This window comes from Enterococcus sp. BWT-B8, from assembly GCF_020567625.1.
Lineage (GTDB): Bacteria > Bacillota > Bacilli > Lactobacillales > Enterococcaceae > Enterococcus_L.
This window is the reverse complement of record NZ_JAJDJV010000020.1, coordinates 23,186-30,340: the sequence shown is the minus strand read 5'-3', so window position 1 is coordinate 30,340 and position 7,155 is coordinate 23,186. Positions and strand designations below refer to the sequence as shown.

The following is a 7,155-nucleotide window of genomic DNA, read 5'->3' as shown; positions in this document are numbered from 1 at the left end:
GAGCTGGCAGGTATCCCATCGAGTTATCTTGATGATGCAGCCAGATATGGCGATGACTTAGCGATAAGCGCCAGCAAACATGGGGATGAAGCGGCAAGTGCTGGTAAGAAAGCTGGTGGGGCTGTAGATGACTTTGCCAAAGAACCGTTCTTACCAGATGAATACTATAAAAATAACTACTCATCTATGGATGGAACGCCAAATAGCAAAATAGAATTTGAAAGGCTGGGTTCAAGTGGAGAAGTAGAAAAATCAATAGTGATTTACGATCAAAATGGAAAACAGAGTATGAGAATTGATTATTCGTATCATGGAAACAAAGCGCATCATACAAATCCTCATATACATGAATATCAATGGTTTGATGGAGGATTATCTGCAAATGAGGCAAAATATTTCTTGGATGAGAATGGTATACTTCGACTAGGAGAAATAGATAAAAATACTAACACTATTAAGTTTTTGAAGTAAACTTTAGGGGGATGGATAATGAAGAATTATATAAAAAACTACGAAAAATTGCAATCTAAAAGGGATGTAGCGTTAGGTTGGTATGATAAGCAAATCATGCGGATAGACTTTGGTATAGAAGAAAATATTTTTAATGAGCAATTAACAATTTTGAACATAGATACTAAGATTGCGAATGTAGCAAACAACCAAATTTTTTTAGAAAAGTTACGATTTGTAAATGTAAGACAATTATCGTTGAGAGAAGTTAACTATTCCCCTATTGGAAGGCTTATCATACATGATATGAGAGAAGAAAAGGTTGATTTTCCTAATGATATGCGTTTTCACGTACATGATGATAGTGGTTATGGAGAAAATGATGGATATGGTTTTATTAACTTTTATTGTGAAAGCATTGAAGCTATTGGCTTGGAAGAATTTCCATATTCGGATTTCTAATTAATATTTATTTAGTGCAAGTGCAAGTATTTAATTTATTTGATTTTTTCATAAAAAATAAAAAGGTACTTTATCACGAGACTGGTAATCGAGTGATAAAGCCTTGACTAGTAAGCGTGAACTCACTAATCAAGTTGCCAATAGCAAACAAAAGCAAGTTACTAAAATAAATCATATTTTTAGAGTTGAGGATTGTGTAAAACACTGAATAGTGAAAAAGTCCAATAATAACATCTTATTGTTATTGGGGTTTATTCAGTGTGCCTACAGATGAACGAATAAATTTTCTTATAGTTATTTAATGTGTGTTTTTAGTCGGGATTTTAAAGTAGAAAAAGTGGGGGAAAAGGGCAGCGTAATCATAGAAACAAATGGGCAGGGCTCCAGTGCGGATATAATGTTGCAGACAATGGATTTGATGACAGAGCTTTTCCTGTCGGATGTGTACCAATTTTTTACAGGGAGGAATTTTAATACCTATGGGAAACTGACTATAGGAGAACGAGCGTTTTCAGGGTTTATGATGGCACTGGATTTTGTTCCGTTTGGCAAAGTAGTGGATGTGTTGAAGCTGGGAAAATATACAGATGAAGCTATGGACCTGATGCGAAAGTACGGGGATGAGTTTTCGGAAATGTTGGGGAAATATAGTGAGGAAATGCTGGAGCTGACAGGTAATATCGTCAACTTAAGAAAGAGAAAACATGTGGTAAGTGTATCTATCCATTGAGAAAGTTCATGAGAAACAACTTGCTGTGCGAATGACTCATCAGTGGAACGTGTACCTAAAAAAAAGGCTGCTCTCTGTGAACCGACCTCCAAAAGTTAGATTTTTGGTCTAACTTTTTGGGGTCACTTCACTGCATAAAATAGAGGTGTCCTTTTTTAGAAACTTGGTTTTTGATTTTGTTTATATTTATTGTGGTGCTTGTATTTTCGCTTGTTCCTTGGGGAGCTTCGTGGAAGATAAACGGATCGCAATATATCCTCTTCCATTTTTTTAAACAGATGCAGCTTTTGCTTGTTGTCATTTTCAAGGACAATGTCAATCAACTGATCTTTCCACAAGCCAATCGCTCTATTTTCATTGATTTTCTTGGTTGGCTCTTTCTTGGTCTGATTTAGGTGAGTCATTACATCCTGAACCATGTTGTAAACAAATCCTTGGGCCAAAAAATCTTGATAAACACAAATTGGATGTCTGCCCGAAACCTGTTCAATTTTTAATTTGTTTTTTACTGTCTGCCACAATTTCTCGATTTCCCAGCGCTTTTGATAGAATGAAAGAATGTCTTCCCACTCCACGTAATTTTCAAGTTTTAAACGCTGTTATATCAACGTTTGTCACCAGAAAACATCATTTTGGTAGGGAAATGGTAGGGTTATATTTTTACTGCCTGATTTCCACTAAAATTAGGTATTTTTGATTCCTTTGCAAAAGTAAATTGGATGTTTCCCGTCATTTGTTCAGCAATTCCCTCATCATTACGGCTCCAGAGATGCGCATAGTGTTTCAATGTAATTTCTGGTGACGAATGTCCTAAACGTTGAGATACAACAAGGATATCTGCATTAAATTCATTGATTAGGTAGCTGACATGTGAATGTCGTAATCCTTTTCCTTGGATAGGATGAACTTTTGCAAGTTTAGCATGGCGCTCAATAATGCGTTGGACTGTTGAACGGTATAAAGGTAAGTCTGTATAACTCAAAATAAATTGTTCAACGCCTTGATTTTTCTGAACTTTTTTCCACTCTATTAGCACTGAAACGGTATCATCATCTAATGAAATGATTCGCATACCGCTCTCCGTTTTAGTGTAAGGTTTACGAATAAAATCGCTTTGGTTCTTCATGTCCAAAGTATGGTGAACTCTTAACTTCTTTCGCTTCAAGTCAACATCATTCCAGTTTAAGGCCAGACCTTCACTGACACGAACACCTGTCATATAGTACAGCCAAATCATTACAAAACACATATGCTCATAAAAATCATTCTTATAAACAACAGATAGAACTTGTTCAAATTCTTCCTTTGTCCAATAGGCAACAACAGATTTTCCTTTAGGAATCGCCTTAGTTCTCATAGAAATATTTTCATTCAAGAACTGCAAAGTAACAGCATAATTAAGCGATTTACGAAACATACCATACATCAATGAACTGTATGCCTGAGAATATCCGCTTTGAGTTAGTAACCAAATACGATAGTTCTCGCAGTCTAGTACAGTGATTTCTCGCAATTTCTTATCGGCAAAATGGTCAGTAATTTGTCTTAATCCACATTCCCGTGAAGACCAGGTGCTTCGCTGTACAGAAGATTGATAATGAGGAATGTAAGATTGCTCCATAAATTCTTCATAGGTTAAATCATAGTTGGCAAAGCCATTACTTTTGAGGTATTCACTTTTAATTCGCATGACTTCTTGGTGTGCTGCTTTTGCTGAGGTAAACCGTTTCCCAAGTTGGTCTTTTGTTCCTTTTTTCTGAATCCGTTTGCCAGTGACTTTATCTAATCCAAGTTCAATTAGATATGAAAAACGTCCTTTAGCATCTTGATATACACAAGGATATTTTGTTTTCGCCATGGTTATTCCTCCAATTCAAGAGGAATACCGATAATTTCTTCAACTATATGTCGAGGTACAACCCCGACCCTTTTATTATTATAGTATGGATAACCAGCGTTTACCATCTTAATTTTTGCCTGCCGAATAATTGTCACGGATTGATTTGTTTTAAAGCCCAATTTTTCAAGGTCTGTTTTTGAAACCATATTTTTCTTATACATAGAATTTCCTTTAGGTTAAAAATCGCTAGCTGATTTTTAACACTGCTTTTTTGTAGCTAGCAGTTGCTATCATAGAAATAGGTGCGCATTTACTTCCTAACTTAATTATCTATGATTGATTTTTTCTTATCAGACCTGAAAAAATGATACAATGACTGATATAGCAAGCTTATTTAATTTCGGAGGTGAAGTTTAATGGATGAACAACAAAGAAAGATAATTGAAGAGCTAAAACAAACGTGGTATACGACAAATGAAGCAATAGAAGAGTTGGCTGAAAATGGTAAAAAGGTATCGAAGGCCTCTTTTTTACGAGCTATTTCAGAAGTTGATTTTGACAAAGAGATTGGATTTGTTGGTAAGCCGAAAACGAAAAATGAAAAAACTGGTGGTAAAGGACGTCCGTTAACTTTATATAATCATGCAGCAGTTGAAGCAGTACGAACTTTTGCACTTTCTGATACACATAAAAAAATTCAAGAAGAGCCAATCGATCTTTTTGTGAATGATGAATGGAAGAAAGAAATAACGGCGGACTTAAAAGGATATTTAACAAGTAATTATAAAGACGAAAAAATCAATGGTGCAGGGATCATTGATATTACTGAATATGTAAATGAACTTGTAGATAAAGTTGTGATTAAAAACTACTATAGCTTAATAGGTCAAAATAAATTCTTGGTTCATAGAAACAAGGAGTTGGAGCGTACAAAAGAAAGACTCATTGCGGAATCAAGTGCAATAGAAGCGAGAGCAGGCGAGTTGCAGCAGATGGCAGGCTTTATTAAGCAGCATAGTAAAAGTACTGATGATTTGTTGATTAATCGGACAGATGCGTATTTTGAGCAGTTGATGGGGCTGAATAAGAAGTTGGATAAAATATTAAACAATCTAGAAAAGATTAAGAAAGAAAAAAATTGAATCCTGAATTATTTTTAGATTAGGATATGTCTATAAGAAGCACTTAGGTCAACTAAAAAAAGGAAGTGCCGGGTTTGTCAAGTAAAGTGTGTAAGTTTTCAAAAAGGAAGGAAAGGTAGTTCCATAAAAGGAGCACCTATAAAGAGTAAGACGCGATTCCAGACAAGGCGCACTTGAATAAGACTACCTTCTTCATCAAGGAAGATACTGAACATACTTCTCGATTCTGCTAGAGAAGGTATCATTGATCATTAGCTGATTCAATACCATGGACCAGTTTTGAATACACCCGCCAGACCACTTTTTATCCAGTTCTTTTACACGTAAATAGAGTAATTTAAGGAGGGCATTCTCATTAGGAAATGCCCCTTTTTTTGTCACTTTTCTAAAACTTGAATGGACACTTTCAACCGCATTTGTTGTGTACATAATTTTTCGAATGGCACTGCCATAGTCAAATAACTGTTCTACATGTGCAAAATGGCGCTTCCATACATCCACAGCACCAGAATGATGGGACCAACGCTGCTGAAAGTGCTCAAAAGAAGCTTGAGCCGCTTTTAGTGACGAAGCCCCATAGAATTTCTTCATGTCTTTACAAACCTCTTTATAGTCCTTGCTTGGAATATAGCGTAAGGCGTTTCGCACAAGATGAACAATACATCGTTGAACAATGACGGAAGGAAACATCGTTTTTGCGCCTTCTTCGAGGCCGGAAACACCGTCCATGGAAATAAAGAAAATCTCTTCTATCCCCCTGGCTTTTAATTCATCAAAAATCTGCATCCAGCGATTTTTAGATTCTGTCTGATTGAGCCAAAGACCTAAAATCTCCTTGTTTCCTTTTAAATCATAGCCCAGAATGGTATACACAGCGTATTCCTTCGTTTCATAATTTTCTCGCAGGGTAACATACATACAATCAACAAACAGGAAAGCGTAACATTTCGCTAAAGGACGCGTTTGCCATTCTTCCAGTTCAGGCAACACCGCATCTGTAATATCAGAGATCATTTCATGAGAAATAGTAAAACCATAGATTTCTTCAATCGTAGCAGCAATATCGCGTTGACTCAATCCGCGGGCATACATGGAAAGTACTTTGCCTTCGATCGCTGAGACATCTCGTTTTCTTTTTGGGATTAACTCCGGCTCAAAGGAGGCCTCACGGTCTCTGGGCACCTCAATTGGTACTTCACCAAAACTCGTCTTAAGTGTCTTATTTCCATAGCCATTGCGACGATTTCCATGTTCTTTGATCTCTTTCGAATGAGCATCATAACCTAAGTGATTGTTTAACTCTCCCTGCAGCATCTTTTCAAACAAGGGACCAAACACATCCTTTAGTGCTTCCTGCATATCCTCAACTGATTCAGGCTGGTAAGCATTGAGAATGGATTCAGCCAGCTTTACGGAGTCAGGATTTCGTTTCTTTTTCGCCATGGGTTCCTCACCTCTCTCTTTTATTGTAGAAAAAGAAAAACCGTAAAGCAACCTCATTCCTAGGATAGTGGTTACTTACACGGTTTATTTTACACTCTCGGAGTGCCTATGTAAGCATTCCTTTTTATTGCTGTACTTAAAGCTAGAGGGAATACCTCCATGATTATACCTGTGGTAGTTTGTTATCAATACTTAAATGCATCATTACAATTCATTCCAATTTATAAAATGTTTTTTTACAATCCCTAGTTTATTAGTCATACTGTCAAAATTATCAATATCATTAGTATCGTAATATACAATATGCCAAACTACATTTTTATGGGTTAATTTAATAACTTCTTGAAAATATGGCATATCTATTCCATTCATGGAATGCCCCAATACATAAACATCAGTAACTTTTTCTAAATTTTGCTTATTGAAAAAATCACAGTTTTTACTAATTATATTCGAAGTTTTTTTTCTTGTTTTCTTAAAATATTTTTTCACATATTTTTCATTAACCAAGTTAATACCAAAATCGTCTCCTTGTACATTGTAATCTTCAGAATGTCCCATAATTAATTTTTTAGGAAGTGAACCATGTATATGAAAAATATTGGGTATTTTATAAATTTTTTCTAGGGTTAGTGTATAGTTAAAAGAGAGAACACTGTCTGTTTCACCTATAAGGTTAACTATCTCATTTACTTTTTCTACTTTGTCCAGATTCTGATTAACTTCTTTTATCCATGAAGAGAGATATGAGCTTGTCTTCATACCAAAGTTAAGCATCTTCTCTATCTCTTTATTGGGTCCACCGTTATAATCATTTGGCGAACGCCAATCCCTATATTCTTCAACTAGTTCTAAAGGTTCTAAACTTCCAATCATATCTTCTAATTCTGCCCAATTATATCCTTTATCAGCGACGTCTATTGTAAAATGAGTAGTAGAATACTTCCCGATAACCTTGATAAGCCCCTCATATACTTCGTAATAGTTATCTTTTAAAAACAAAATAAATTTACTATAGTTTGTAGGGAGTCCATGGTATAGATCAAACCCATTTCCGATGATAAATAATTTCATTACTTTGGCACCCA

The 7,155-nt window shown here is 35.6% G+C and carries 9 protein-coding genes; 4 read left to right on the top strand and 5 right to left on the bottom strand.

Translation table 11 applies throughout. From position 1 onward, the window contains the following. The 3 genes from LI951_RS14365 to LI951_RS14355 all read left to right on the top strand — a co-directional run. Window positions 1-471, top strand: a 471-nt coding sequence (locus tag LI951_RS14365) for a hypothetical protein (protein ID WP_229442718.1), incomplete at its 5' end; no start/stop codon positions are given. Between the two features lie 18 nt (window positions 472-489). Beyond that, window positions 490-912, top strand: coding sequence for a hypothetical protein (locus LI951_RS14360; RefSeq protein ID WP_202068605.1), 423 nt, complete (start codon window positions 490-492; stop codon window positions 910-912). Window positions 913-1,213: 301 nt separating this feature from the next. Further along, on the top strand, window positions 1,214-1,642 hold the full coding sequence (locus LI951_RS14355; RefSeq protein WP_229442717.1) for a pre-toxin TG domain-containing protein: 429 nt from the start codon (window positions 1,214-1,216) through the stop codon (window positions 1,640-1,642). Between the two features lie 155 nt (window positions 1,643-1,797). On the opposite strand, the gene LI951_RS14350 is transcribed toward LI951_RS14355, so the two are convergent. From LI951_RS14350 to LI951_RS14340, 3 genes are all read right to left on the bottom strand, one after another. After that, window positions 1,798-2,163 (bottom strand): hypothetical protein, encoded by a 366-nt coding sequence (locus tag LI951_RS14350; protein ID WP_229442716.1) that lies wholly within the window; start codon window positions 2,161-2,163, stop codon window positions 1,798-1,800. A 131-nt stretch (window positions 2,164-2,294) separates the two neighbouring features. Further along, the gene (locus LI951_RS14345; protein WP_229442715.1) at window positions 2,295-3,500 is read right to left on the bottom strand and encodes a tyrosine-type recombinase/integrase; all 1,206 of its coding nucleotides are present in this window, start codon (window positions 3,498-3,500) and stop codon (window positions 2,295-2,297) included. A 2-nt stretch (window positions 3,501-3,502) separates the two neighbouring features. Then, the gene (locus LI951_RS14340) at window positions 3,503-3,703 is read right to left on the bottom strand and encodes a DUF3173 domain-containing protein (protein WP_080280324.1); all 201 of its coding nucleotides are present in this window, start codon (window positions 3,701-3,703) and stop codon (window positions 3,503-3,505) included. A gap of 195 nt (window positions 3,704-3,898) precedes the next feature. Here LI951_RS14340 and LI951_RS14335 point away from each other — a divergent pair, with 195 nt between their 5' ends. Continuing rightward, window positions 3,899-4,624, top strand: coding sequence for a hypothetical protein (locus tag LI951_RS14335; RefSeq protein ID WP_229442714.1), 726 nt, complete (start codon window positions 3,899-3,901; stop codon window positions 4,622-4,624). Window positions 4,625-4,819: 195 nt separating this feature from the next. On the opposite strand, the gene LI951_RS14330 is transcribed toward LI951_RS14335, so the two are convergent. Together LI951_RS14330 and LI951_RS14325 are read right to left on the bottom strand one after the other, a co-directional pair. After that, window positions 4,820-6,067, bottom strand: coding sequence for an IS256 family transposase (locus LI951_RS14330; protein ID WP_229442713.1), 1,248 nt, complete (start codon window positions 6,065-6,067; stop codon window positions 4,820-4,822). 204 nt (window positions 6,068-6,271) lie between these two features. Then, a complete protein-coding gene (locus LI951_RS14325; RefSeq protein WP_229442712.1) occupies window positions 6,272-7,141 on the bottom strand; it encodes a bacteriophage abortive infection AbiH family protein in 870 nt (289 codons plus the stop codon). Between the last annotated feature and the right edge of the window lie 14 nt (window positions 7,142-7,155).